General features: G+C 69.3%; 25 protein-coding genes. 21 read left to right on the top strand and 4 right to left on the bottom strand.

Going from position 1 to position 24,072, the window contains the following annotated elements; translation table 11 throughout:
- Nucleotides 1-2 precede the first annotated feature (2 nt).
- On the bottom strand, nucleotides 3-371 hold the full coding sequence (locus ASF27_RS03525; protein ID WP_056165821.1) for a hypothetical protein: 369 nt from the start codon (nucleotides 369-371) through the stop codon (nucleotides 3-5).
- Nucleotides 372-526: 155 nt separating this feature from the next.
- Here ASF27_RS03525 and ASF27_RS03520 point away from each other — a divergent pair, with 155 nt between their 5' ends.
- From ASF27_RS03520 to murC, 5 genes are all read left to right on the top strand, one after another.
- Nucleotides 527-1,633, top strand: a complete 1,107-nt coding sequence (locus tag ASF27_RS03520; protein WP_056357678.1) for a UV damage endonuclease UvsE — start codon at nucleotides 527-529, stop codon at nucleotides 1,631-1,633.
- Between the two features lie 19 nt (nucleotides 1,634-1,652).
- Nucleotides 1,653-2,243, top strand: coding sequence for an FUSC family protein (locus ASF27_RS03515; RefSeq protein WP_056357674.1), 591 nt, complete (start codon nucleotides 1,653-1,655; stop codon nucleotides 2,241-2,243).
- 115 nt (nucleotides 2,244-2,358) lie between these two features.
- Nucleotides 2,359-3,525: a putative peptidoglycan glycosyltransferase FtsW gene (locus ASF27_RS03510; RefSeq protein WP_056165829.1), complete on the top strand. Its 1,167-nt coding sequence runs from the start codon at nucleotides 2,359-2,361 to the stop codon at nucleotides 3,523-3,525.
- Nucleotides 3,522-4,631: a UDP-N-acetylglucosamine--N-acetylmuramyl-(pentapeptide) pyrophosphoryl-undecaprenol N-acetylglucosamine transferase gene (locus tag ASF27_RS03505; RefSeq protein WP_056357671.1), complete on the top strand. Its 1,110-nt coding sequence runs from the start codon at nucleotides 3,522-3,524 to the stop codon at nucleotides 4,629-4,631. The genes ASF27_RS03510 and ASF27_RS03505 overlap by 4 nt, the downstream gene beginning before the upstream one ends.
- Before the next feature lie 55 nt (nucleotides 4,632-4,686).
- Nucleotides 4,687-6,102 carry a UDP-N-acetylmuramate--L-alanine ligase gene (murC, locus tag ASF27_RS03500; protein WP_056264947.1) on the top strand — a complete coding sequence of 472 codons (1,416 nt, stop codon included), beginning with the start codon at nucleotides 4,687-4,689 and terminating at the stop codon, nucleotides 6,100-6,102.
- Nucleotides 6,103-6,109: 7 nt separating this feature from the next.
- On the opposite strand, the gene ASF27_RS03495 is transcribed toward murC, so the two are convergent.
- Both ASF27_RS03495 and ASF27_RS03490 read right to left on the bottom strand, forming a co-directional pair.
- Nucleotides 6,110-6,499, bottom strand: coding sequence for a helix-turn-helix domain-containing protein (locus ASF27_RS03495; RefSeq protein ID WP_056165838.1), 390 nt, complete (start codon nucleotides 6,497-6,499; stop codon nucleotides 6,110-6,112).
- Nucleotides 6,500-6,509: 10 nt separating this feature from the next.
- Nucleotides 6,510-6,764 carry a type II toxin-antitoxin system RelE/ParE family toxin gene (locus tag ASF27_RS03490; RefSeq protein ID WP_082478769.1) on the bottom strand — a complete coding sequence of 85 codons (255 nt, stop codon included), beginning with the start codon at nucleotides 6,762-6,764 and terminating at the stop codon, nucleotides 6,510-6,512.
- Nucleotides 6,765-6,826: 62 nt separating this feature from the next.
- Between ASF27_RS03490 and murB the strand changes: the two genes are divergently transcribed.
- The 13 genes from murB to ASF27_RS03425 all read left to right on the top strand — a co-directional run bounded on the left by murB (nucleotide 6,827) and on the right by ASF27_RS03425 (nucleotide 20,421).
- Nucleotides 6,827-7,786 carry a UDP-N-acetylmuramate dehydrogenase gene (murB, locus tag ASF27_RS03485; RefSeq protein WP_056306454.1) on the top strand — a complete coding sequence of 320 codons (960 nt, stop codon included), beginning with the start codon at nucleotides 6,827-6,829 and terminating at the stop codon, nucleotides 7,784-7,786.
- A gap of 28 nt (nucleotides 7,787-7,814) precedes the next feature.
- On the top strand, nucleotides 7,815-8,045 hold the full coding sequence (locus ASF27_RS03480) for an AbrB/MazE/SpoVT family DNA-binding domain-containing protein (RefSeq protein WP_056357668.1): 231 nt from the start codon (nucleotides 7,815-7,817) through the stop codon (nucleotides 8,043-8,045).
- On the top strand, nucleotides 8,032-8,388 hold the full coding sequence (locus ASF27_RS03475; RefSeq protein WP_056357665.1) for a type II toxin-antitoxin system PemK/MazF family toxin: 357 nt from the start codon (nucleotides 8,032-8,034) through the stop codon (nucleotides 8,386-8,388). Before ASF27_RS03480 ends, ASF27_RS03475 begins: the two co-directional genes overlap by 14 nt.
- A 38-nt stretch (nucleotides 8,389-8,426) precedes the next feature.
- Entirely contained in the window at nucleotides 8,427-9,350 is a 924-nt protein-coding gene (locus tag ASF27_RS03470) for a D-alanine--D-alanine ligase (RefSeq protein ID WP_056357662.1), read from the top strand.
- A complete protein-coding gene (locus ASF27_RS03465) occupies nucleotides 9,317-10,270 on the top strand; it encodes a cell division protein FtsQ/DivIB (protein WP_056264959.1) in 954 nt (317 codons plus the stop codon). The genes ASF27_RS03470 and ASF27_RS03465 overlap by 34 nt, the downstream gene beginning before the upstream one ends.
- 81 nt (nucleotides 10,271-10,351) lie before the next feature.
- Nucleotides 10,352-11,674: a cell division protein FtsA gene (gene ftsA, locus ASF27_RS03460; RefSeq protein ID WP_056306451.1), complete on the top strand. Its 1,323-nt coding sequence runs from the start codon at nucleotides 10,352-10,354 to the stop codon at nucleotides 11,672-11,674.
- 128 nt (nucleotides 11,675-11,802) lie between these two features.
- Nucleotides 11,803-13,566 (top strand): cell division protein FtsZ, encoded by a 1,764-nt coding sequence (gene ftsZ / locus ASF27_RS03455; protein ID WP_056357659.1) that lies wholly within the window; start codon nucleotides 11,803-11,805, stop codon nucleotides 13,564-13,566.
- Nucleotides 13,567-13,887: 321 nt separating this feature from the next.
- Nucleotides 13,888-14,835 carry a UDP-3-O-acyl-N-acetylglucosamine deacetylase gene (lpxC, locus tag ASF27_RS03450; RefSeq protein ID WP_056264968.1) on the top strand — a complete coding sequence of 316 codons (948 nt, stop codon included), beginning with the start codon at nucleotides 13,888-13,890 and terminating at the stop codon, nucleotides 14,833-14,835.
- A 245-nt stretch (nucleotides 14,836-15,080) separates the two neighbouring features.
- The gene (locus ASF27_RS03445) at nucleotides 15,081-15,959 is read left to right on the top strand and encodes an outer membrane protein assembly factor BamD (RefSeq protein WP_056165863.1); all 879 of its coding nucleotides are present in this window, start codon (nucleotides 15,081-15,083) and stop codon (nucleotides 15,957-15,959) included.
- A gap of 266 nt (nucleotides 15,960-16,225) precedes the next feature.
- A complete protein-coding gene (locus ASF27_RS03440) occupies nucleotides 16,226-17,032 on the top strand; it encodes a CatB-related O-acetyltransferase (protein ID WP_162238633.1) in 807 nt (268 codons plus the stop codon).
- Between the two features lie 12 nt (nucleotides 17,033-17,044).
- Nucleotides 17,045-18,229 carry a glycosyltransferase family 2 protein gene (locus ASF27_RS21400; protein ID WP_082478767.1) on the top strand — a complete coding sequence of 395 codons (1,185 nt, stop codon included), beginning with the start codon at nucleotides 17,045-17,047 and terminating at the stop codon, nucleotides 18,227-18,229.
- A gap of 191 nt (nucleotides 18,230-18,420) precedes the next feature.
- Nucleotides 18,421-20,088: a DNA repair protein RecN gene (recN, locus tag ASF27_RS03430; protein WP_056264977.1), complete on the top strand. Its 1,668-nt coding sequence runs from the start codon at nucleotides 18,421-18,423 to the stop codon at nucleotides 20,086-20,088.
- Nucleotides 20,089-20,211: 123 nt separating this feature from the next.
- Complete coding sequence (locus ASF27_RS03425; RefSeq protein ID WP_244476557.1) at nucleotides 20,212-20,421, top strand: hypothetical protein; 210 nt, start codon at nucleotides 20,212-20,214, stop codon at nucleotides 20,419-20,421.
- Between the two features lie 21 nt (nucleotides 20,422-20,442).
- Here the strand turns inward: ASF27_RS03425 and ASF27_RS03420 are convergent, their stop codons facing one another.
- Nucleotides 20,443-20,712 (bottom strand): hypothetical protein, encoded by a 270-nt coding sequence (locus ASF27_RS03420; RefSeq protein ID WP_200918677.1) that lies wholly within the window; start codon nucleotides 20,710-20,712, stop codon nucleotides 20,443-20,445.
- 266 nt (nucleotides 20,713-20,978) lie between these two features.
- On the opposite strand from ASF27_RS03420, the gene pstS reads away from it, so the two are divergent.
- The 3 genes from pstS to pstA all read left to right on the top strand — a co-directional run bounded on the left by pstS (nucleotide 20,979) and on the right by pstA (nucleotide 24,053).
- Nucleotides 20,979-22,019, top strand: a complete 1,041-nt coding sequence (gene pstS, locus ASF27_RS03415) for a phosphate ABC transporter substrate-binding protein PstS (protein WP_056264982.1) — start codon at nucleotides 20,979-20,981, stop codon at nucleotides 22,017-22,019.
- Nucleotides 22,020-22,167: 148 nt separating this feature from the next.
- A complete protein-coding gene (pstC, locus tag ASF27_RS03410; RefSeq protein ID WP_056165877.1) occupies nucleotides 22,168-23,142 on the top strand; it encodes a phosphate ABC transporter permease subunit PstC in 975 nt (324 codons plus the stop codon).
- 20 nt (nucleotides 23,143-23,162) lie between these two features.
- Nucleotides 23,163-24,053, top strand: coding sequence for a phosphate ABC transporter permease PstA (gene pstA / locus ASF27_RS03405; RefSeq protein WP_056165880.1), 891 nt, complete (start codon nucleotides 23,163-23,165; stop codon nucleotides 24,051-24,053).
- The last annotated feature ends 19 nt before the right edge of the window (nucleotides 24,054-24,072 follow it).

Raw genomic sequence — 24,072 nt, 5'->3', positions numbered from 1 at the left:
CCTCAGGCGACGGGCGGTGCCCGCGGTTGTGCGTCTCGTTCGGGGGGCGCCCGGGGCTGCGCGGCCGCGTGCGGGCGCCACGCCACAGCGACGCGGCGCCGGCTTGGCCAGACGACGCCGGTGGGCACGAGGGACGGCAGGTCGAGGCTCGCCACGGCCTGGGCCGCCGTACAGCAGGACACGTGCACGTGGACGGGAGCGGGCGCGTCCGGCCCGGCCTCGCCCGCCTCGTGCAGGCACAGGGCGGGGTCCACCCCGGGGGGCGACAGGGGCACGGCGGTCCCCAGGATGGCCTGCAGGCACAGGGCGTAGAGCGCGATCACGGCGATGATCGCGCGGCGGCTCGCTCCCCTGGGCCGATCTGCCTGCATGGAAGCGGGTAAAGGCGAGGCCCGCCGCCCCGTCAATGCCTGTCCGGGGAGCGGAGGCCGGGCGCGACGTTTTTCATCGGGGCTGTGGCCCGCACGCGTCGGGTCGGGCGGGACCAAACCGGCCCAGCGGCGTTGGGGCCAGGATGACTCAGACGATGACCCAGACCCCGAACCTTCCCGCACCCCTGACCGATGGCGAACCGCGCCTCGGCTTCTGCTGCAAGTTCATCCTCGAAGCCCCGCCGGAGAGCTTCAAGACCCTGAAGGCCGCCCGCGAGGCGGCCCTGGAGATGAACCTCAGCCACGTCACCATGGCCAACCTCACGCGCCTCGCGCCTGCGGACCGCCGGGCGAAGCTGGAGGATCTGGCCCGCCACAACCTCGGCGCCCTGGAGCGGCAGATCGCCTGGGTCGCCGCGCGTCCGCCCCTCGAGCGGCTGCTGCGCATGGCGAGCAACGTGCTCCCCGGCTACACGCACCCGGTGGCGAGCGACATCTACGCCGAGCCGGGCCTGCGCGCCCTGATCGAGCCGGGGCTCGCCCGCATCGGCGATCTCGCCCGGGCAGCCGGCGTGCGCCTCAGCTTCCATCCCGGTCAGTTCTGCGTCATCGCCTCGCGCAACCCGTCCGCGCAGGCGAACGGCATCGCCGAGTTCGAGTATCACGCCGAGGTGATGGCGCTGATGGGGTACGGCTCCGGGTGGCACCCGCATGGGGCGCACATCAACATCCATGTCGGCGCCCGCGACCCCGGCGTCGAGGGGTTCCGTGCCAGTCTGCCCCTGCTCTCGCAAACGGCGCGCGACCTCATCACCGTCGAAAACGACGAGAATGCCTTCGGCCTCGACACGGTGCTGCAACTCGCCGACGTCGTGCCGGTGGTGCTCGACCTCCATCACCACTGGGTCGAGAGTGGCGGCGCCTACATCGAGCCCGAGGATCCGCGCATCGCGCAGGTGCGCGATTCGTGGCGCGGCGTGCGCCCCATCGCGCATATCAGCGTCTCGCGGGAGAATCTCCTGGCGGGCACCGACCCCGAGGCCGCACCCGATTTCGTCGCGCTCTCGGCTGCGGGTCATTCCCGCCGCGACCTCGCGGCCCATTCGGACATGATGTGGAACCGCGCCGTCAACGCCCTCGTCGGCCGGCACCTCGCCTGGGCGGATTTCGAGATCGAGGCGAAATCGAAGAATCTCGCCTCCGGTCAGATCGCCGCGCAGGTCGCCCCCGGCCTCGCTTCCGCGACGAAGGCGGCGGCCTGAGCCCCATCGAGTGAGTTCCGTGGAGCACGAGCTGCGCGAGCCCCCGGTCCTGCCGGGCGAGGTGACGCGGGACGAGGTCCGCATCGGCTGGCTGCGCCAGCAGATCGGTCGCCTGCGCAAGCGTATGCCCTTGCGCCGGCGCCTCGTCGGCGGGGCCGCGCACGGGCTGATGTCGGCGTCCGCCGCCCTCATCGCCTACATGCCGACCCAGGCGCTGAACCTCCGCGAGGGATTCTGGAGCGCCATCACGGCCATCGCGGTGGTGCAGACGGAGTTCCGCGCCACCCGCACCATGGCCCGCGACCAGTTCCTGGGCGCAGCCACGGGCGGCCTCATCGGTCTTGGCGTGCTCAGTACCGTGGGTCAGGACCTCGTCGCCTACGCGGTCGCCGTCATCCTCTCGCTCACCGCGTGCTGGCTCCTCAACGTCGCGAGCGCCGGGCGCCTCGCCGGCATCACCGCCACCATCATCCTGCTCGTGCCCCATGTCGGCACCGCCCAGCAGATGTTCGGCTCACGCCTCCTCGAGGTCGGTTGGGGCGTCACCGTCGCCATCGCGGTGGGCTGGGTGGCGACACGGATGATGCGCCATCCCGAGGATGGGGCCTGACCGCAAAGGATTGGTTTACCATTCCGGCACAGGATCGCGCCGTGCCGGCTCCCGATGCTGCCGGCGGCCGGCGGCTGCTCCTTCGAGCGCCCAGGCCTCACGGAGAGCGCTCACCATGATGTCCCGCGCGGAACGCACGCCTCTCACCGATTGGTGGTGGACCGTCGATCGCGGCCTGCTGGCGGGCCTCGGCGCCCTCATGGTGGCCGGCCTCGTCTTCCTCATGGGCGGCGGTCCGCCGGTGGCCGAGAAGATCGGCCTGCCGACCTTCCACTTCCTCAACCGGCAGGCGCTCTACCTCGCGCCGACCCTGCTGATCATCGTGGCCGTGTCGTTCCTGTCCCTGCGCCACATCCGGCGCGTGGCCCTGGCGACGTGGCTCATGGGCGTGGTCCTGTGCGTGCTCGCCGGCAAGTTCGGGCCGGAGATCAAGGGCGCGCATCGCTGGATCCAGTTCGGCCCCTTCGGCCTGCAGCCGTCGGAATTCGTCAAGCCCGCCTTCGTGGTGGTGGCCGCCTGGGCCTTCTCGGAGGGCGCCCAGCGCCGCGACATGCCGGGCGGCCTGCTGGCGATCCTGCTCCTGCCCATCACCATCGTGCCCCTCGTGCTCCAGCCGGATTTCGGCCAGACCATGCTCATCACTATCGTGTGGTGCGCGCTGTTCTTCGTGGCCGGCCTGCACTGGTTCTGGGTCGCGGGCCTCGGCATCGCCGGACTGCTCGGCGTCGGCGTCGCCTACCGCTTCCTGTACCACGTGCGCGAGCGCATCGACCGGTTCATGAACACCGAGTCCGGCGACAACTTCCAGGGCTTCTGGGCGCACGAATCGTTCAACGCCGGCGGCTGGCTCGGCGTCGGGCCGGGCGAGGGCCTGGCCAAGCGCCACCTGCCCGACGCGCACACCGACTTCCTGTTCTCGGTGATCGGCGAGGAGTTCGGCGTCCTCGTCTGCCTCGGCCTCGTGTCGCTGTTCGCCTACCTGGTCATGCGCGGCCTGAAACTCGCCCGGCGCACGGACGACACCTTTTCGCGCCTGGCGATCACGGGTCTGGTCACCTTGTTCGGGCTCCAGGCCTGCATCAACATGGCGGTGAACGTCCAGCTGATGCCCGCCAAGGGCATGACCCTGCCGTTCGTCTCCTACGGCGGCTCGTCGATGCTGTCCCTGGCCCTCGGCATGGGCTTCCTCGTCGCCTTGACCCGCAAGCGCCCGCGCACCACCACCCTGAGCCAGAAGCCGCCGGGGACCGCCCCGGCGACCGTCGCCGGAGTGATGCGTTGACCGTCGCCACCGCTACCATCCTCCTGTGTGCCGGCGGCACGGGCGGCCACCTGTTTCCGGCCGAGAGCCTCGCCCACGTCCTGCGCGCGCGCGGGATGCGGGTGGTGCTCGCCACCGACGCGCGGGTCGATTCCATCGCCACGGGGTTTCCGGCCTCCGAGATCGTCACCATCGCGTCGGCCACGCCTTCGGGCCGGTCCCCGGTGAAGCGCGGCCTCGCCCTCCTCACCCTGGGGCGCGGCTTCGGCGTCGCCGCGCGGCAGATCAAGCGCCTCGATCCCGCCGCCATCGTGGGCTTCGGCGGCTACCCCACGGTGCCGCCCATGCTCGCCGGGCAGATCCTGCGGGTGCCGACAGTTCTGCACGAGCAGAACGCCGTCATGGGCCGGGCCAACGCCTTCCTGGCCCGCGGCGCGCGGGCCATCGCCACGGGCTTCCGGGAGGTCCGCGGCGTGCCCCTCAAGGCGCTGGCGCCCCGCACCCACACGGGCAATCCCCTGCGCCCGGCGGTGATCGCGGCCGCGGCCACGCCCTATCCCTCCGTCGGGCCAGGCGACCCCCTCCACCTCCTCGTCTTCGGCGGCAGCCAGGGCGCGCGGGTGATGGGCGAGGTGGTGCCCAAAGCCATCGCGAGCCTGCCGGCGGACCTGCGCGCCCGCCTCCACCTCGTCCAGCAGGTGCGGGCCGAGGATCTCACGGCGGTGCAGAACCTCTATCTCGGCCTCGGCCTCGGCGGTTTCGAGGCGGCGCCCTTCTTCAAGGACCTGCCGGCCCGCATGGCCGCCGCCCACCTCGTCGTCGGGCGGTCCGGCGCCTCCACGGTCTCGGAACTCGCCGCCATCGGCCGACCGTCGATCCTGGTGCCGCTCCCCGGGGCGCTGGATCAGGATCAGGCCGCCAACGCCGCGACCCTGGCCTCCATCGGCGCGGCCCTGGCGATTCCCCAGAGCCAGTTCACGCCCGATCGCCTCGCGGCCGAACTCGTGGACCGCTTCACGGAGGGCGGGAAATTGACCGCGGCGGCGGCAGCGGCCAAAAGCGCGGGCATCCACGACGCCGCCGAACGCCTCGCCGACATCGTCGTCGCCACGGCCGCCCGCACCTGATCTTCCCCTCCATGGGCGCCGCCTCGGGTGCGCCCGGCCTGGACTGGTTCATCCCATGAAGCTGCCCGACAAGCTCGGCCCCATCCATTTCATCGGCATCGGCGGCATCGGCATGTCCGGCATCGCCGAGGTGATGATGAACCTCGGCTACACCGTCCAGGGCTCCGACGCCTCGGACAACGCCAACGTCCGACGTTTGGCCGAGAAAGGCATCCGCACCTTCGTCGGCCACAGCGCCTCGAACGTTGAGGACGCCGCCCTCGTGGTCGTCTCCACGGCGATCCAGCGCGACAACCCCGAACTCGTCGCCGCCCGCGAGCGCCGCCTGCCGGTGGTGCGCCGGGCCGAGATGCTGGCCGAGCTCATGCGCTTCAAGTCGTGCGTCGCCATCGCGGGCACCCACGGCAAGACCACCACGACGTCCCTGGTCGCGACCCTGCTCGACGCCGGCAACATGGACCCCACGGTCATCAACGGCGGCATCATCAACGCCTACGGCACCAACGCCCGCATGGGCGAGGGCGAGTGGATGGTGGTGGAGGCCGACGAATCCGACGGCACCTTCCTCAAGCTGCCGGCCGATGTCGCCATCGTCACCAACATCGACCCTGAGCACCTCGACCATTTCGGCTCGTTCGACGCGGTCAAGGACGCGTTCCGGCGCTTCATCGACAACATCCCGTTCTATGGCTTCGCCGTGATGTGCATCGACCACCCGGTGGTGCAGGACCTCGTCGGGCACATCGAGGATCGCCGTATCATCACCTACGGCGAGAACCCGCAGGCCGATGTGCGCCTCATCGACATCGATCTGCGTGGCGGCCAGAGCAAGTTCCGGGTGATGATCCGCGACCGGCGGCCGGGCTTCCGCATCGAGATGGAGGACCTCGTCCTGCCGATGCCGGGCAAGCACAACGCCCTCAACGCCACGGCGGCGCTCGCCGTCGCGCACGAGCTCGGCGTCGAGCCGGAGGCGATCCGCAAGGCGCTCGCCGGCTTCGGCGGGGTCAAGCGCCGCTTCACCAAGACCGGCGAGTGGAACGGCGCCCTGATCTTCGACGATTACGGACACCATCCCGTGGAGATCAAGGCGGTGCTCAAGGCCGCCCGCGCCTCCACGGACGGCAACGTGGTGGCCATCGTCCAGCCCCACCGCTACACCCGGCTGGCCTCCCTGTTCGACGATTTCTGCACCTGCTTCAACGACGCCGACACGGTGATCGTCGCCCCCGTCTACGCCGCCGGGGAACCCCCCATCGAAGGCATGGACCGCGACGGCCTCGTCGCGGGCCTCAAATCGCGCGGCCACCGCGATGCCATCGCCCTGGACCGCTCCGAGGATCTCGCCGGCATCGTCGCCGGGCGGGCGAAGGCGGGCGACTACGTCGTGTGCCTGGGCGCGGGCAACATCACCCAATGGGCCTACGCCCTGCCGGGCGAGCTGGCGGCGCTCGGGGGGGTGGCGGGGTGACAGACGCTCACGCGGCCTTGGCGTCCGGCAGAAGATCGTCCGGATCGACGCCGAGCACTGCGGCGAGAGATCGGTAGTCCGTGGTGTCGCCCGCGTATGCGCCTTGCTCCATCGCCGCGAGATCAGGCTCCGTGATGCCGGCCCGTTCGGCCAGCGCCGCCGCAGCCATGCCGCGGCGCTCGCGCCAGAAAACGAGGGGCGTCGGCGCCGCGCGCAGGGCATCGAGGTCGGCCTCGCGTAACAGCTCGTCGGCGCCTGTATCGAGCCGCGTCCGCGAAGCGGCGAGGTTGCGTGTATCCGACGCGTCCTCGGCCAGGGCGACGAGGCGTTCGAACTCGGCTTCGGGAAGAATGACGATCGCTTCGCCGGCCGGCGTTCTCGTGCGGACGGTGGTCATGTCGCTGGTCCTAATCGTAGATCGACCCACGCGGTCCGACATCATGCACAATGACCCGATCGGGCTCGCTCGTGAAAATCACCCGCCAATCGCCGACGCGGCGGCGACAGCCGTCCTGACCTTTCAGGGCCTTGATGTTGTTGACCAGGGCGTCCGGATCTTCGGCGAGTTGGCGCAGTTTGGCGCGGATCAGGGCCTCCGTCGTCGCCGGCATCCGGCTCAGGGCACAGGCCGCCGGGCGGGTGAAAACGATCGCCCTGTCCATGCCCCCACCCGCCCATCGGCTCTGCAATTTCTAATTGATTATGCCGAAAGGCACCAGTACCCATGACCGCCTTCCCCGATCTCACCCCCGCCTTCCCCGATCTCACCCCCGCCATCCGCGCGGCCGCGCCCGCCCTGCGCGGGCGCCTCATCGCCAACCAGCCCCTGTCCGACCTGACCTGGTTCCGGGTCGGCGGGCCGGCGCAGGTGCTGTTCACCCCGGCCGATGCGGAGGATCTCGCCGCCCTGCTGGCCGGCCTCGACCCGGAGATCCCCGTCACGGTGATCGGCCTCGGCTCGAACCTCATCGTGCGCGACGGCGGCGTGCCGGGCGTGGTGGTGCGCCTCGGCGGCAAGGCCTTCGGGTCGGTCGCGATCGACGGCGATCACCTGCGCGTCGGTACCGCCGTGCCCGACATGCGCCTCGCCAAGGCGGCGGCGGAAGCCGGCCTCGACGGGCTCGCGTTCTTCCGCGGCATCCCCGGCTCCATCGGCGGGGCGCTCCGCATGAATGCCGGGGCCCATGGCGGCGAGACCACGGACGTGCTGATCGCGGCCGAGGGCGTCGACCGGAAAGGCGACCGGCGGACGTTCGGCCACGCCGAGATGGGGTTCGCCTACCGCCACAGCGGGGCCCCCGACGACGTGATCTTCACCCATGCCGTGTTCCGGGGCCGTCCGGGTGATCGCGAAAGCATCGAGGCCGAGATGGATCGGGTCACGGCGGCGCGCGAGGCCGCCCAGCCCATCCGCGAGCGCACCGGCGGCTCGACCTTCAAGAACCCGCCCGGCGGCAAGGCCTGGCAGCTCGTCGACGCCGCCGGCTGCCGGGGCCTGCGGGTCGGCGGTGCCGAGGTCTCGCCCATGCACTGCAACTTCCTGATCAACCGCGACGGCGCCACGGCGGCCGACATCGAGGGCCTCGGCGAGGAGGTGCGCCGGCGCGTGCGCGAGACCAGCGGCGTCGACCTACATTGGGAGATCAAGCGCATCGGCCTCGACGCCTCTGCTGTAAGTCGGTAAGTCGTAAGGACGCTTCTGGAGTACAGCCATGGCCCACGCCGTTCGAACCGCCTATTCCAAGGTTTCCGTGAAAAGCCAGACGGTCCTGCCCGCCGAGGTTCGCGCCAAGCTCGGGATCGCGCCCGGAGACCGCCTTCGCTATGTGCTGACGGCCGATGGGATCCGGATCGAGAAGGCGCAGCCGGAGGTTGAGGACCCGTTCGTGACCTTCACGGAATGGGGGAGCCCCATCGACGACGAAGATTATGCCAACCTCTGACCGTCAGGCGCTCGTCGCCGGCACCGTCATTGTCGTGCCTTTTCCATACTCCGATCGTCTCGCGGAAAAGCGCCGCCCGGCCGTCGTTGTCTCCGGTCCCGCCGTGGCCGAGGCCGGCTTCGTTTGGATCGCCATGATCACCAGCGCACGCCATGCGAACAGGGCGGGAGACCTTCCGATTTCGGACCTCGAAGCTGCCGGTCTCGAAACCGCTTCGATGGTGCGCCCGTCCAAGATTGCCTGCATCGAGCCGTCGCGCATCCTGCGCCGGATCGGTGCCTTGCCGGTCCATGCCGCCGAGGCGGTCTTTGACGCCGTCCGCAGTCGGATTGGTCCCGTCTGATCCCTTGTCCTGTCCGCATCCGCCTTCCGGAGCCTCCCATGTCCCAGCACGTCGCCGTCCTCATGGGCGGGTGGTCCTCCGAGCGCCCGGTCTCGCTCAATTCCGGCAACGCCTGCGCCGAGGCCCTCGAGGGCCGGGGGTTTCGCGTCACCCGCGTCGATGTCGGACCGGACATCGCCACGGTGCTCACCGACCTCAAGCCCGACGTCGCCTTCAACGCCCTGCACGGGCCGGCGGGCGAGGACGGCACGATCCAGGGCCTGCTGGAGCTGCTGCGCATTCCCTACACCCACTCGGGCGTGCTCGCCTCGGCGCTCGCCATGCACAAGGAACGTGCCAAAACGATCATGCGGGCGGCCGGTGTGAGCGTTCCCGAGGGCCGCGTCGTTAACCGTCATGCGGCCGCGAAGTCACACCTGCTGACGCCGCCCTACGTGCTCAAGCCGGTGGCCGAGGGCTCGTCCATGGGCGTCGTCATCGTGCGCGACGCGAGCGCCCCGCCACCCCGGGACATCGGCCGGGCGGATTGGGGCTACGGCGATGATATCCTTATCGAAACCTACGTCGCCGGACGCGAGCTGACCTGCGCGGTGATGGGCGACAAGGCCCTCGGGGTGATCGAGATCAAGACCGCCTCGGGGGACTGGTACGACTACGATGCGAAGTACGCCGAAGGGGGGTCGATCCACGTCCTCCCGGCAGAAATTAAACCAAATCTTTACCAGCGTGTCCAAGAGTTGTCGTTAACGGCGCATCAAGCACTCGGGTGCCGGGGCATCAGCCGTGCGGACCTCCGCTTCGACGACACACCGGGTGGAACCGGTGCCCTCGTCGTCCTGGAGGTCAACACGCAACCCGGCATGACGAAGACGAGCCTTGTGCCGGAGATCGCAGCCCACGCTGGTCATAGTTTCGGTGAGCTCGTCCAATGGATGGTGGAGGACGCAACGTTGGGCCGCTGAGCGGGTCGGGTCATTCCGGCGGCGCAGGCTTCGCCCCGGCCCGCGCCCTGCGCGACGCCGTGACCGCACGCCTGCGGCGCCTGGGTCCGGGCCGCCGCTCGCGCCTCGCTCTGCCCATCGAGCGGCGCATCCCGCGCCACCTCGGCACCCTGGCCATGTCCGTGTCCTTCGCCGCCCTGGCGCTGACGGGCTTCGTCGCCAGCGGCCGCTACGAGCGCTTCGTCCTCGAGAACGGCCGCCCCTTCGACATTCTCGCGCGCCTGGCCGGCTTCGGCGTCGAGCGCGTCACCATCGCGGGGATCGCTCGCCTCTATGAGCGCGAAGTGCTCCAGGCCGCCGGCATCGACGGCCACTCGTCGGTGGTGTTCCTCGACGTCAACGAGGTCCGCGACCGGCTGATGCAGGTGCCCCTCATCGCCAGCGCCTCCGTGCGCAAGGTGTACCCGAACGAGATCGTCATCACCCAGGTCGAGCGCGAGCCCGCCGCCCTGTGGCAGCGCAACGGAATCATCTCGGTCATCGCCGCCGACGGCAAGGTGATCGACGAGATGCGGGACGACCGCTACGCCGCGCTCCCCCTCGTGGTGGGGGAGGGCGCCAACGAGCGCCTCAAGGATTACCTCGCCCTCATCGAGGCCGCCGGCACCCTCGCCGAGCGGGTTAAGGCCGGAACCTACGTCTCCGGCCGGCGCTGGACGCTCAAGCTCGACGGCGTCGACATCCGCCTGCCCGAGACCGGGGCGGCGGACGCGCTCGCCCGCCTCGTGCGCCTCGAGCGCGACAACCGCATCCTCGAGAAGGACATCATCGCGGTGGACCTGCGCATGCCCGACCGGGTGGTGGTGCGGCTCACCGAGGAAGCCGCCGCCGCCCGCGCGGAATCCCAGAAGAAGCCCAAGGCCAAGGGAGCCGCCACGTGACCCGCGACATGAGCCGCACGATCCGTCCGGCGCATCCCGCGTCCACGCCGACTGTCCCCGCGTTCCCGGCCCGGTAGCACCATGCACCACCAGCACGGCCTCACCCCGCGGCTCAAGCCGCTCTCCGCCCGACGGAGCACCACCCTCTCGGTGCTCGACATCGGGACGAGCAAGATCGTCTGCCTCATCGCCGAGCTTCAGCCGGCCGAGGCGCTCTCGACCCTGCGCGGTCGCACCCACTTCGCCCGCATCATCGGCATCGGCCACCAGCGCTCGCAGGGGCTGAAGGGCGGCGCCATCGTCGATCTCGAAGCCGCCGAGGGCGCCATCCGCCAGGCGGTCCACGCCGCCGAGCGCATGGCCAAGGTCGAGGTGCAGTCCGTCATCGTCAACATGTCGGGCGGCCGCATCGGCTCCCAGCATTTCGAGGCCCGGGTCAACACCCGCACGGGCACCGTCACGGGGACGGACGTGGAGCGCGTGCTGGAGACGGCCTCCGCCCACGGCGTCAGCCCCGGCCGGGCCGTGCTCCACGCCCTGCCCACGGGCTACGCCATCGACGGCCAGGGCGCGGTCATCGACCCGTCGGGCATGATGGGCGACGCGCTGGGCGTCGATCTCCACGTGGTCACCGGCGAGGCCGCCGCCGCCCGCAACCTCATGCTGGCGGTGGAGCATTGCCACCTCGGCGTCGAGGCGGTCATCGCCACCCCCTACGCCGCGGGCCTGTCGGCGCTCGTCGACGACGAGGCCGAGATGGGCGTCTGCGTCGTCGACATGGGCGGCGGCACCACCAGCGTCGGCGTGTTCTCCGGCGGCCACCTCGTCCATGTCGACGCCATCGCGGTCGGCGGCCACCACGTCACCATGGACATCGCCCGCGGCCTCTCCACCCGGGTCGCGGCCGCCGAGCGCCTGAAGACCCTCTACGGCTCGGCGCTTCCCACGGCGTCGGACGACCGCGACATGATCGCGGTCCACGGGGTCGGCGAGGACGAGGGCGACGCCCCCACCCACGTGCCGCGCTCGCAGCTCGTGCGGATCATCCGCCCGCGCGTCGAGGAGGTCCTCGAACTCGTGCGGGACCGCCTGCGCAACGCCGGCTTCTCGGCCCAGGCCGGGCGCCGGGTGGTGCTCACGGGCGGGGCGAGCCAGCTCGTCGGCCTGCCGGAAGTCGCCCGCCGGGTGATGGAGGGGCAGGTCCGCATCGGCCGGCCGCTCGGCATCCGCGGCCTCCCCGAGGCCGCCAAGGGACCCGCCTTCTCGGCGGCGGTGGGGCTCCTGGTCTACCCGCAGGTGGCCCACGCGGAGCACTTCGAACCACGTGGGCACGGCGCCTTCGCGGGCACCGGAACGGACGGCTACTTCTCGCGCGTCGGACGCTGGCTCCGCGAGAGTTTCTAGAGGAACGACCGCCGTCGCGCCCCAAACCCCCGGCATCGGGGGTGGGCGCGAACGGCCAGACGAGAATCGGCGCCTCCCTCCATCGAGGCGTCAAATGAAACGTGAAAGGCACGAGAGGCTCGACACCCATGGCCATCAGTCTGCAGGCACCTGACATCCGGGAACTGAAGCCCCGCATCACCGTCTTCGGCGTCGGTGGAGCCGGCGGCAACGCCGTCAACAACATGATCGAATCCGGCCTGCTCGGCTGCGAGTTCGTCGTCGCCAACACGGATGCCCAGGCCCTCACCTCCTCCAAGGCCGAGCGCGTGATCCAGATGGGTCTCGGCGTGACGCAGGGGCTCGGCGCCGGCTCGCACCCGGAGGTCGGCTCGGCCGCCGCCGACGAGGTCATCGACGAGATCCGCGACCAGCTGTCCGGCGCCCACATGTGCTTCATCACCGCCGGCATGGGCGGCGGCACCGGCACCGGTGCGGCCCCCGTCATCGCCCGCGCCGCCCGCGACATGGGCATCCTCACCGTCGGCGTCGTCACCAAGCCCTTCCAGTTCGAGGGCGTGCGCCGGATGCGCACGGCGGAGGCCGGCATCCAGGAGCTCCAGGCCGCCGTCGACACGCTCATCGTGATCCCGAACCAGAACCTGTTCCGGGTCGCCAACGAGAAGACCACCTTCGCCGACGCCTTCGCCATGGCCGACCAGGTGCTCTACTCGGGCGTCGCCTGCATCACCGACCTCATGGTCAAGGAAGGCCTCATCAACCTCGACTTCGCCGACGTCCGCGCGATCATGCGCGGCATGGGCAAGGCCATGATGGGCACCGGCGAGGCCTCCGGTGAGAACCGCGCCAACCGGGCGGCGGAAGCGGCCATCGCCAACCCGCTCCTCGACGACGTGTCGATGAAGGGCGCCCGCGGCCTGCTGATCTCCATCACGGGCGGCAACGACCTCACCCTCTACGAGCTCGACGAGGCCGCCACCCGCATCCGCGAGGAGGTCGACTCGGACGCCAACATCATCCTCGGCGCCACCTTCGACGAGAGCCTCGACGGCATCATCCGCGTCTCCGTGGTCGCCACCGGCATCGAGCCGGCCCTGATCACGGCCCATTCGCAGAACAACCCCGAGATCCAGCAGACCGAGCAGCGGATCGCCGAGGTGGCCGAGCGGCTTCGGGCGGAAGCGAGGGCCCGGGCGGCGCAGCCCGCCACCACCTTTCGCACCCCCGGACAAGACCAGCCCCTGACCGCTCCCGCGGCCGCCCCGGTCGTCGCCCCCGTCGCTCCGGCGCCGGTCCAGGCTCCGCGCCCCGCCCTGCCGGAGGCCATGGCCCCCGTCGAGCCTGTGCGGATGGAGATGGCCCCCGTCATCCGCGACGAGGTCGTGCTGACCCAGACCCAGCCCCGCGCCGCCATGGCGTACGAGCCGGCCCCTCTGCCGCTGCCGGAGCCGGCTCCCCTCCAGGCCGCCGGCCCGTTCGTGCCGCCGCGCCCGGCCGTTGCCGTCGCCCGCGCGCCGCGCATGCCGCAGATTCAGGACCTGCCGATGCCGGCCCAGGCCCAGCTCCGCGCCAGCCGCGGCGAAGAGCCGGCGGAGCCCGCCGCCGATACCAAGCGGATGACGCTCCTGCGCCGCCTCGCCACCGTCGGCTTCGGCGGACGCCGCGAGGAGGCCGAGGCCGCCCCCGTGCCGGTGCCGGTGCGCGCTCCGGCCAGCCCGGTGCCGCAGGCCCCCGCCGACTACGCCAAGCGGGCGCCCGCGCCCGTCGCCCAGGGCTACCGCCCGGCCCAGGGCAACCTCGACCCGCAGGGCCGGGTACAGGCCCCGCAGGCCCGGATGATGGACGACGATCAGCTCGAGATCCCGGCCTTCCTCCGTCGCCAGGCCAACTGAACGCCCCGGACGGGGCCCATCTCCGTCCGGTCTGATGTGTTTTTGCAACGCACCCGGGGTCTTGCGACCTCGGGTGACGTGCGTGGTCAAGCGATTGATCGCGCAGAGGTTTTTCGATCGCTCTCCAAACGCTGCATTGTAACACAGCGTAAGAATCCGTGATTTGGTCCCGGTTTGGGGCGGGGCTATACGAATTTTGGAACGAAAAGCGCGGCGGTTTCGCCGCCCGCGCTCGCGGGGCTTCAAGCAGCGGACGGATCACGGGAACGACTTGCCTCCCTCGAAGGAGGCCTGCGTTCGATCACGGCCGAGGGCTATGGAATGCGAACGAACCATCAAACGACACTCAAGGCACCGGCCACCCTCAGGGGGATCGGCGTGCATTCCGGGAACCCGGCGGAGATCACCCTCCACCCCGCGCCGGCGAACCACGGAATCGCGTTCCTCCGCACCGGCATGCCCACCGGCAACGATCGCCTCATCAAAGCCCACCACGCCTGCGTGTCCGCCACCGAACTCTGCACCGTCATCGGCGATGTCCAGACGGGCGCCGTGGCCACCATCGAGCACCTGATGTCCGCCCTCTACGGGCTCGGGCTCGACAACGTCCTCGTCGAGATCGACGGCCCCGAGATGCCGATCCTCGACGGCAGCGCCCGTCCCTTCGTGCAGGCCATCGACGCCGTCGGCCTCACCACCTGCGGCGCCGCCCGGCGCTGGATCAAGGTTCTGCGCCCCGTCCGCATCGAGGTGGACCGCGCCTTCGCCGAGCTCCGCCCCATCGACCGCGGCTTCCGCCTCGACGTGGAGATCGATTTCGAGAACCCGGTGATCGGCCGCAGCCGCAAGGCCATGGACCTCACCCCCTCCGCCTATCGCCGCGAGATCGCGGGCGCGCGCACCTTCGGGATGATGCGCGACGTCGAACGCTACTGGAAGGCCGGGTTTGCCCTGGGCGCCTCCCTCGAGAACACCGTCGCGGTGGGCGAGACGGCGGTCGTGAACCCCGAGGGCCTGCGCTACGCCGACGAGTTCGTCCGCCACAAGTTCCTCGACGCCGTCGGCGACCTCGCGCTTGCCGGCCTGCCGCTCCAGGGCGCCTACCGCTCCTATTGCGGCGGCCACCGCATGAACGTCGGCGTGCTGACCGCCCTGTTCTCCGACCGGGCCAATTACGCCATCGTCGAAGCCGCCAGCCCGCGCCGCGAGACCAGCCTCGCCGAATTCGGCAACAGCCTCGGCCTCGCCGCCTTCGCGGGCGAACTCTGACATCGGGATCTGTAGCGGGCCCGCAACATCCGGTCCGCAAATCGGTGGGCTCAGGGCAAAGGCCGAGCCGGCCGCCGTTTTCACGCCCAAATCGCGCGCCACGGTGAATCGTCCGTGAAACGGGGCAAGGTCCGCTGGGCAACGCAGCCGGACCGTGGCATCACGCCGTCAGCCACGCGACCGACACCTGTGATGGCTTGACGACGCGCGTCCCAAGCGGGCCGCCTGTTGGGGGAAGTACCGGAATGCGCCTCACTCATCCGAACCGCGGTGCGATGGCGGCCGTGCTTCTCACGCTCTGCGGCGTGGGCCTCGGCGGCTGCGACGCCCTCGATTCGATCAACCCCTTCGCTGAGAAGTACAAGCCGGAAGTCGTGCCGGATGTTCCTGCCGACAAGCTCTACAGCGACGGCCTGGCGCGGATGGAGGACAAGGACTACGAGGGCGCCTCGAAGAAATTCGGCGAGCTCGACAAGGCCTACAGCTATTCCGACTGGTCGCGCCGCGCGCTGCTGATGACGGCCTACTCGAACTACGAGGGCCAGAAGTACGACGACGCCATCTCGGCCTCGAAGCGCTACCTCCAGCGCCACCCGGCGAGCAAGGACGCGGCCTACGCCCAGTACCTGATGGCGATGTCGCACTACAAGCAGATCCCCGACGTGACCCGCGATCAGGATCGCTCGGAGAAGGCGCTCGCCGGACTGCAGGAGCTCGTCCAGAAGTATCCGACCTCGGAATACGCGACCGACGCCAAGGCCAAGATCCAGATCACCCGCGACCAGCTCGCCGGCAAGGAGATGGAGGTCGGCCGCTTCTACCTCGAGCGTCGCAACTTCCCCGCCGCCATCAACCGCTTCCGCGATGTGGTGAGCAAGTACCAGACGACCCGCCACGCGGAGGAAGCTCTGGAGCGCCTCGTCGAGGCCTATATGGCGCTCGGCATCACCGCCGAGGCGCAGACAGCCGCCGCCGTGCTGGGCCACAACTTCCCCGACAGCCCCTGGTACAAGGACGCCTTCGCGCTCCTGCAGAACGGCGGCCTGGAGCCGCGCGAGGAAAAGTCCTCGTGGCTGAGCAAGGTCTATCGCGGCGTCGTCGGCCGGACCGCCGAAGCGCAGTGACCTGAGTCAGCGGCCCCGCTCGGGGCCGCCGTTCGACCGCCCGACCCAGGTAGGAGGGGGGGGCTTCCAGTTCGAAGTTACCGCGGTTTCCGAGGCGGACCATACCACCGCCGATCATCGACTTTGTATCACCTTTTCCGAAAGCGGAGATCCACCGCTTGGGTCCATATTCTCTGCTTTTGGAGCGACGTCACCGCCTCATGCTCGTACGCAGAACGACCCGGCTGTTGCGGAAGGTCGGCATCCTCCCTCCGATTCATCGACCGATGCCGACGCCGGTTTCGGTCCCGATCGATGACGCCCCTGCACCCGTTCAGCCGCGGATGACGGCGGATGGTCGCTACGTCATAACTGCCGAACTCAAGGCGACGCTGAATGCACGCGGCGTCGATTCCGCGCCGCCGCCGGACGGCCGGGTGCTTCCGCCCAACAGCGTCTTCGAGCCGCCCTGCTCCCTGCAGTGGATGGATATCCTAGGCCGGATTTCCGTGGGCAGCTTCAGCTACGGCGTCTCCGGTCACTTCAACAACGTCACGATTGGGCGGTACGTCTCCATCGGCGACGAGGTCCAGATGGGACGGGGCGATCACTCGATCGATTGGCTGAGCACCTCGCCGTTCTTCTATCTGCACGAGACGATCATTCCAGTCGGTCGCGACTTCGCAGACGCCGACGCCTACCATGCGTTCGATCCGGACACGGCCGGAAGCGCGGGGTTCGTTCAAGGCAGTACCATCGTGATTGGGAACGACGTCTGGATCGGCCACCGTGCCTATGTCCGGCCCGGCGTGACCATCGGAACGGGCGCGATCATTGGTGCCTACGCGGTGGTGAGCCGTGATGTTCCGCCGTATGCCATCGTCGTGGGGAATCCGGGCCGGGTCGTCCGCTACCGCTTCGATGAGGCGCTCATCGCGCGTCTCCTCGCCTCGAATTGGTGGACGCTCGCGCCGTGGCAGCTGAAGGGGATCGATGTGTCGCGCCCCGCCAAATCCATCGATGCAATTGAGCGCCGCGTTGCGGAGTCGGAGCCTTACAAGCCGGATCCCATTCATCTGGTTGATTTGGTCTAGCGACTGCCATCGATGGACCTGCAACGCTGGACGTTCCATGCTTGGCAGCGCATACGAGGCTTTGCTGCTAGGCCGCGGTTCCACGATACCTATCAGTATCTCCTAGAGCGTCCTGAGGAGCGGCACTTCGACCGCTGCGGCTCGGACCTGCGGCACGAGACCCCGTTCTTCTCGAAACGTGTCTACGAGAACAGCCGCCGGAAACGCTTTTTTTCACGCCGGGACGCATATCGGGATTGGCTCGCCGTCGGTCGCACCCGCGGGCTCGAATTCGGCGCAGGGTTGAATACCTATCTAAAAGTCGTTCTTAAGATAAAGGATGACGCGTATTTGCTGCCGAAATGGATGGACTACTATGGTCGTCTCGTTGGGTGGCATAATATCATCGTCATGGACTGTGGGTCGAGAGATGAGGCGTATCTGAGCCTGCTTGCGGAATATAGAGAACGAGTTTTGCTGTTCTCATATCCGCATTACTACGACAATCTGCACGACGTTGCGTTCAATTTGAATTTCTATCGGTTTGTATCACGAAGCTGCAAGTATCTTTGTGTGGTCGATGCGGACGAGTTCGTGTTCGGCTACCGGGACGGGACCATCGGGGGGGACAATCTGCTCTCGATTCTGTCGGAGGGCGATGAGCCAATCTATCCGGGCACCTGGTATCAGAACATCGCCGCGCCGGCGGAGCGATCCGATGACCGTGCGTGGCAAGGACCGCTGCGCTTCGATGTCTCACGGGATGCGATCGCGGCCGGGACCTTCAACGGAAAGGCTATCGTGCGTTCGAACATCTGCCCCGATCTCACCCATGTCGGTCACAATCTCCACGTTGGGGACGTTGCCGCGCGCATCCGGTCGGACGCGTGCGGCCGGATCGGGGTGCTCCATGTCTCGAATCTTGGCTCCACGCAGGCCAGAATGCGAGTTCTCAGGCACCTGAAGGCCAAGGGTTTGGTTCCGTCGGATATGCCCTCCGACTCCGTCGCGGATTTTCTTGCCGAAGCGATCGCGCGAGGGTCGATCGCTCAAGGCGATCGGCATTACGCGGACCAATTCCTGCGAGCCGGTGAGGTCGCGGCCGCACCGGGGCCCACCTTCGAAACTGATCTGATCGCCCGCTCGGTTCGCGAGAGGAATCCGGACTTCCAGCGACAGATCGAAGCGTTCGATTTCGCTGCGCTGCTTCCCCACTGATCACTTGAGCGGAACGGGCGCCAAGGATGCCCAACTGCATTTTGCGCGTGAACCCGGGAAGCGTTATGGCTAAGAGTGCCCCTGACAGAATCCGTACCTGACGCCGTCCCTCGACCGGACATCACGGTGCGTTGGGACGCAGGTATCCGGTGGAGAGGACCCGTCCCAGTGGAGAGGACCCGCGCCGCAGCATGCTGAGCCAGCTCGCGATCCGCGACATCGTCCTCATCGACAAGCTCGACCTGAACTTTCGCGAGGGCCTCAGCGTCCTGACCGGCGAGACGGGGGCGGGCAAGTCGATCTTGCTCGACGCCTTCGCCCTGGCGCTCGGCGGGCGCGGCGACGGCCGGCTCGTGCGCCACGGCGAGGCGCAGGGCGCCGTGACCGCCGTGTTCGACATCGGCCTCGACCACCCCGCCCGGGCGCTGGCCGCGCAGGCCGACCTCGACACCGAGGGCGATCTCATCCTGCGCCGCATCCAGATGGCCGACGGCCGCACCCGGGCCTTCGTCAACGATCAGCCCGTGGGTGTGCAGGTCCTGCGCGCCATCGGCCTCGCCCTCGTGGAGATCCACGGCCAGCACGACGATCGCGCGCTCGCCGATCCGGGGACGCATCGCGCCATCCTCGACGCCTTCGGTGGCCTCCAGGCGCCCCTCGGTCAGGTGAGCGAAGCCGCCAAGCGCGTACGCGCCGCCCGCGCCAGCCTTGCTGAGCACCGGGCCCGGGTGGAGGCCGCGCGCAAGGAGGTCGACTTCCTGCGCCACGCCGTGGACGAGTTGGAGACCCTCGATCCGAAGGCCGGGGAGGAGACGGCCCTGGCCGAGCGCCGCACGGTGATGCAGCAGGGCGAGAAGGTCGCCCGTGAACTCAACGAGGCCATCGAGGCGTCGGGTGGTCCGGGCGTCGCCCACCTCTCTTCCGCCCTGCGCAAGCTCGAGCGCCGGGCCGGACAGTTGCCCGCCCTGGTCGAGCCCTGCGTCGCCGCCCTCGATGCCGCCCTGACGGCCCTCGACGAGGCCCATACGGTTCTGGACGCCGCCTTGCGCGAGGCCGAGTTCGACCCGCGCGAGTTGGAGCGGGTCGAGGAGCGGCTGTTCGCGCTCCGCGCCGCATCGCGAAAGTACGACGTGCCCGTGGACGATCTCGCGGCGCTGCGCGAGCGCTACGCGTCGGACGTCGCCGCCATCGATGCCGGCGAGGAGGCCCTCGGCGGCCTGGAAAAGACCCTGGCGGGGGCCGAGGCCGCCTACGCCAAGGCGGCGACGAAGCTCACCGAGGGGCGCCGCAAGGCGGCCAAGGCCCTCGACGCGGCGGTGAAGGGCGAATTGCCGCCGCTCAAGCTCGAACGCGCCCGCTTCATCACCGAGATCAGCACCGACCCGGACTCGCGGGATGCCGCGGGCTACGACCGCGTCGAGTTCTGGGCGCAGACCAATCCGGGCACCCGGCCCGGGCCGATGATGAAGGTCGCGTCCGGCGGCGAGCTGTCGCGCTTCATGCTCGCCCTCAAGGTCGTACTCGCCGACAAGGGCTCGGCGCCGACCCTGATCTTCGACGAGATCGACACCGGCGTCGGCGGGGCCGTGGCCGACGCCATCGGCGCCCGCCTGGGGCGCCTCGCCACCCGGGTTCAGGTGGTGGCCGTCACCCACGCGCCTCAGGTGGCCGCCCGGGCCGAGACCCATTTCCTCATCGCCAAGGACCCGGTGAAGGGCAGCGACCGCGTCGCCACCCGGGTCGCGTCCCTGGCCGCCCCGGCCCGGCGCGAGGAGATCGCCCGGATGCTCGCCGGCGCCACCGTGACCGACGAGGCCCGCGCCGCGGCCGCCCGCCTGCTTCAATCGGCGGATGCGTGATGCACCTGGGACACGGACAGCGTTAAGATTTTGTTTACCATGATCGCGGACTCTCACGTGGTGACGGGCACGCGCCTGATTCGGCGTCGGCGTTGAACATCGCTCGAGACGAGGGACTGCGACGTGGACCAGAGAATCACCGGAATGGGCATGGACCACGAACACGACGGGGACGCGCATCCCACGCTGACCGACGAGACGCGCTACCGCCTCGGCAACGCCCTGCGCTCCCTCTACGAGGAGACCTGCGACACGCTGCCGATCCCCGACAGCCAGATCGACCTCCTGCTGCGCCTGCGCCACAAGGAGCGCGACCGCCGCCGGATGGACTGAACGTCCCCGGACTGCGCGGGCCTACCAGCGCCGCGCGCCCGGCTGTCGCCGATATTCCGCCGCCCGAATCAGGGTGAGCACCCGATCGAGGTCGAGCAGGGCTTCGCGCTCCTCGGTGCCGGCCTGCGCGATCGCCTCCGCATTCGTACCGAATTGCTGCTGCTGCTGAACGAGGACGAGCCTGCGCTCCAGGGCCTCGCGCTGCACGTGGAGGTCGAGGAACGCGCCCTCGCCCGGATCGCCCACCGGATCGCCGCCCGACGGCGCCTCTTCGCGGTCCGCTTCGTTCATCGCCATCGTTTCCCCCGAGCCGCATCGTGCCACCACACGGCGCCAAGACACGGTGCTGAGCGCAGGTGTTGCCAACGCACGAAGTCCAAGGACCGTGCCATTCCGCCGCGCCGCCACGGGGAATGGGCGGGCGCTGTCATCCGTATGTCACGTCGTGGTCATAGAGCCGCACCATCGGGCGGCTAACGGGTCGTGGCGGATCGAGGGCGCGCGGATCGCGCGGGCCCTTCGGTCCCCCCTCCCGCTCGACAGACACGGAGAGCCTCGTGAAACCCTTCGCCTACGCGCTTGCCCTCGGGCTCGCGACCGCCCAGCTCGCCACCTCCGCCCTGGCTGCCGACATCACGGGTGCTGGCGCAACCTTCCCGTTCCCGGTCTATTCCAAGTGGGCCGAGGCCTACCGCAAGGAAAGCGGCATGGGCCTGAACTACCAGTCCATCGGCTCGGGCGGCGGCATCAAGCAGATCCAGGCCAAGACCGTCGATTTCGGCGCCACCGACGCGCCCCTGAAGGGACCGGCCCTCGAGAAGGACGGCCTCGTCCAGTTCCCCACCGTGATGGGCGGCGTCGTCCCCGTGGTGAACATCCCGGGCGTCGAGCCGGGCAAGCTCAAGCTCACCGGCGAGATCGTCGCCGACATCTATGCCGGCAAGATCGCCAAGTGGTCGGATGCCCGCATCACCAAGCTCAACGAAGGCGTGAAGCTCCCCGACGCCAACATCACCCCGGTCTACCGCTCGGATGCGTCCGGCACGACCAACATCTTCACCACCTACCTCTCCCAGGTGTCCGAGCCCTGGAAGAAGGAGTTCGGTGCCGCCACCACGGTGAGCTGGCCCGTGGGCCAGGGCGGCAAGGGCAACGAGGGCGTCACCGCCACCGTCAAGCAGGTCCCCAACGCCATCGGCTACGTCGAGTCCGCCTACGCCAAGCAGAACAAGCTCAGCCACACCCTGCTCCAGAACAAGGCCGGCAAGTTCCCGCAGCCCGACGACAAGGCGTTCCAGGCCGCAGCCGCCAGCGCCGACTGGAAGTCCGCCCCCGGTTTCGGCATCTCGCTGACCGACCAGGCCGGCGAGGACGCCTGGCCGATCACCGCCGCGACCTTCATCCTCGTCTACCGCGAGCCGGCCGACGCGGCCAAGACCGCCGACGTGCTCAAGTTCTTCGACTGGGCCTACAAGAACGGCGACAAGCTCGCCGTCGACCTCGACTACGTGCCGCTGCCCGACAACGTCGTCGGCCTGATCCACGAGGCCTGGAAGACCATCAAGACCAAGGATGGCAAGCCCGTCTACAACAACTGAGCCCTCCTTCACGGAGGACAGGTGATCCATCGACGGGCCCGGTGCATGCGCCGGGCCCGTCCCATGGGCGAAAGTGGGCCCGGCGACGGTGGGCTCGCGTCGGGGCACGCCGCGCTGTAGACGCCGCAGAGAGAAGAGACGATTTCGGATGGGCGCCTTGACTGAACAGATCTCCCTGACGCGGACCGCCGCTCCGGCCCGGCGCAAGCCCGGCGGCCTCGGCGACACCCTGTTTCGGACCGCCTCCTACGCCTCGGCGATCCTCGTCCTCCTCGTTCTCTTCGGCATCCTCGCCTCCATCGCGTATGGCGGCTGGCCGGCCTTCGCCGAGTTCGGCCCCGGCTTCATCACCTCGAGCGCCTGGAACATCGGCCAGGAGCAATACGGTGCCTTCGTCGCCATCGTGGGCACCCTGGCCTCGGCGATCCTCGCTCTCCTCATCGGCGTGCCGCTGTCCCTCGGCATCGCCATCTACCTGACGCAGCTCTGCCCCGGCTGGGCGCGCAAGCCCGTGGCGATGACCATCGAGCTCCTCGCCTCGGTGCCGAGCATCATCTACGGCATGTGGGGCCTGTTCATCTTCGCGCCCCTGTTCGCCCGCTTCGTGCAGATGCCGGTGTCGAACCTCGTGGAGGGGATGCCCATCGTCGGCACCCTGTTCTACGCCCGCGTGCCCTCGGGCGTCGGCATCCTCACCGCCGGCATCATCCTCGCCATCATGATCGTGCCGTTCGTGGCCTCGATCACCCGCGACATGCTCGACCAGATCCCGACGGTGCTGCGCGAGAGCGCCTACGGCATCGGCTGCACCACCTGGGAGGTGGTGCGGCACGTCCTCGTGCCCCAGGCCTCGGTCTCGATCATCGGCGCGATCATGCTCGGCCTCGGCCGCGCCCTCGGCGAGACCATGGCGGTGACCTTCGTCATCGGCAACGCCAACCGCCTCTCGGCCTCGGTGTTCGATCCGGGCTCCACCATCGCGTCCCGCATCGCCAACGAGTTCAACGAGGCCGACGGCCTGCAGCTGAACTCCCTGATGGCGCTCGGCTGCATCCTGTTCGTCATCACCTTCCTCGTCCTGATCGTCGCCCGCCTGCTCGTCCGGCGCGTGAAGGTCGCTTGAGTCCGGCCGGAGACACCACCATGGACGCGCTCAACACCGTCACCGCCGCGCCGCCCCTCCAGGCGAGCCGGGTCCGCTCGGGACGCCGGGTCGCCGACAAGCTGCTCATCGGCGCCAGCACGGTCGCGACCCTCATCGGCATCCTCGTGCTCGGCTCGATCCTGGCCATGCTGATCATCGAGGGCGTGAAGGGGTTCTCGCCGCTCCTCTTCACCGAGCCGACGCCCGGGCCCGGCTCCGAGGGCGGCGGCATCGCCAACGCGATCCTCGGCAGTCTGGTGATGACCTTCCTGGGCATCCTGGTCGCGACGCCGGTGGGCGTCATGGCCGGCACCTTCCTCGCGGAGTACGGCCGCAACTCGAAGCTCGCCGACCTCATCCGCTTCCTCAACGACATCCTGCTCTCGGCACCCTCCATCCTCATCGGCCTGTTCGTCTACACCCTGATGGTGCGGCCCATGGGGAGCTACTCGGGCTGGGCCGGCGCCGTGGCGCTCGCCATCATCGCCACCCCGGTCATCGTCCGCACCACCGAGGACATGCTGCGCCTCGTGCCCTCGACCCTGCGCGAGGCCGGCGCGGCGCTCGGGGCCCCGCCCTCCAAGGTGATCACCGCCATCACGTGGCGCGGGGCCTCCGCCGGCATCGTCACCGGCATCATCCTGGCGCTCGCCCGCATCGCCGGCGAGACCGCGCCGCTCCTGTTCACGGCGCTCAACAACAACAGCTGGTTCTCACCCAACCTCATGGGCGGCGTGCCGAACCTGCCGGTGATGATCTACCAGTTCGCCCTCTCGCCCTACGGCAACTGGCAGCAGCTCGCCTGGGCCGGCGCCCTCCTGATCACCGTCACGATCCTCGCCCTCTCGATCGTGGCCCGCTTCGTCATCAAGAGCGAGCGCGCGCGCTGATCCGCGCCCCGTTCGCCCC

It is taken from the genome of Methylobacterium sp. Leaf102 (assembly GCF_001422425.1).
GTDB lineage: Bacteria > Pseudomonadota > Alphaproteobacteria > Rhizobiales > Beijerinckiaceae > Methylobacterium.
This window is presented reverse-complemented; position numbering and strand designations above follow the sequence as displayed.

Excerpts from the sequence above, each read along its gene's own strand:
- ASF27_RS03525 (WP_056165821.1), bottom strand. The coding sequence starts at position 371 with ATGCAGGCAGATCGGCCCAGGGGAGCGAGCCGCCGCGCGATCATCGCC.
- ASF27_RS03520 (WP_056357678.1), top strand. The coding sequence starts at position 527 with ATGACCCAGACCCCGAACCTTCCCGCACCCCTGACCGATGGCGAACCG.
- ASF27_RS03510 (WP_056165829.1), top strand. The coding sequence starts at position 2,359 with ATGATGTCCCGCGCGGAACGCACGCCTCTCACCGATTGGTGGTGGACC.
- murC (WP_056264947.1), top strand. The coding sequence starts at position 4,687 with ATGAAGCTGCCCGACAAGCTCGGCCCCATCCATTTCATCGGCATCGGC.
- ASF27_RS03495 (WP_056165838.1), bottom strand. The coding sequence starts at position 6,499 with ATGACCACCGTCCGCACGAGAACGCCGGCCGGCGAAGCGATCGTCATT.
- ASF27_RS03490 (WP_082478769.1), bottom strand. The coding sequence starts at position 6,764 with ATGGACAGGGCGATCGTTTTCACCCGCCCGGCGGCCTGTGCCCTGAGC.
- murB (WP_056306454.1), top strand. The coding sequence starts at position 6,827 with ATGACCGCCTTCCCCGATCTCACCCCCGCCTTCCCCGATCTCACCCCC.
- ASF27_RS03480 (WP_056357668.1), top strand. The coding sequence starts at position 7,815 with ATGGCCCACGCCGTTCGAACCGCCTATTCCAAGGTTTCCGTGAAAAGC.
- ASF27_RS03475 (WP_056357665.1), top strand. The coding sequence starts at position 8,032 with ATGCCAACCTCTGACCGTCAGGCGCTCGTCGCCGGCACCGTCATTGTC.
- ASF27_RS03470 (WP_056357662.1), top strand. The coding sequence starts at position 8,427 with ATGTCCCAGCACGTCGCCGTCCTCATGGGCGGGTGGTCCTCCGAGCGC.
- ASF27_RS03465 (WP_056264959.1), top strand. The coding sequence starts at position 9,317 with ATGGATGGTGGAGGACGCAACGTTGGGCCGCTGAGCGGGTCGGGTCAT.
- ftsA (WP_056306451.1), top strand. The coding sequence starts at position 10,352 with ATGCACCACCAGCACGGCCTCACCCCGCGGCTCAAGCCGCTCTCCGCC.
- ftsZ (WP_056357659.1), top strand. The coding sequence starts at position 11,803 with ATGGCCATCAGTCTGCAGGCACCTGACATCCGGGAACTGAAGCCCCGC.
- lpxC (WP_056264968.1), top strand. The coding sequence starts at position 13,888 with ATGCGAACGAACCATCAAACGACACTCAAGGCACCGGCCACCCTCAGG.
- ASF27_RS03445 (WP_056165863.1), top strand. The coding sequence starts at position 15,081 with ATGCGCCTCACTCATCCGAACCGCGGTGCGATGGCGGCCGTGCTTCTC.
- ASF27_RS03440 (WP_162238633.1), top strand. The coding sequence starts at position 16,226 with ATGCCGACGCCGGTTTCGGTCCCGATCGATGACGCCCCTGCACCCGTT.
- ASF27_RS21400 (WP_082478767.1), top strand. The coding sequence starts at position 17,045 with ATGGACCTGCAACGCTGGACGTTCCATGCTTGGCAGCGCATACGAGGC.
- recN (WP_056264977.1), top strand. The coding sequence starts at position 18,421 with ATGCTGAGCCAGCTCGCGATCCGCGACATCGTCCTCATCGACAAGCTC.
- ASF27_RS03420 (WP_200918677.1), bottom strand. The coding sequence starts at position 20,712 with ATGAACGAAGCGGACCGCGAAGAGGCGCCGTCGGGCGGCGATCCGGTG.
- pstC (WP_056165877.1), top strand. The coding sequence starts at position 22,168 with ATGGGCGCCTTGACTGAACAGATCTCCCTGACGCGGACCGCCGCTCCG.
- pstA (WP_056165880.1), top strand. The coding sequence starts at position 23,163 with ATGGACGCGCTCAACACCGTCACCGCCGCGCCGCCCCTCCAGGCGAGC.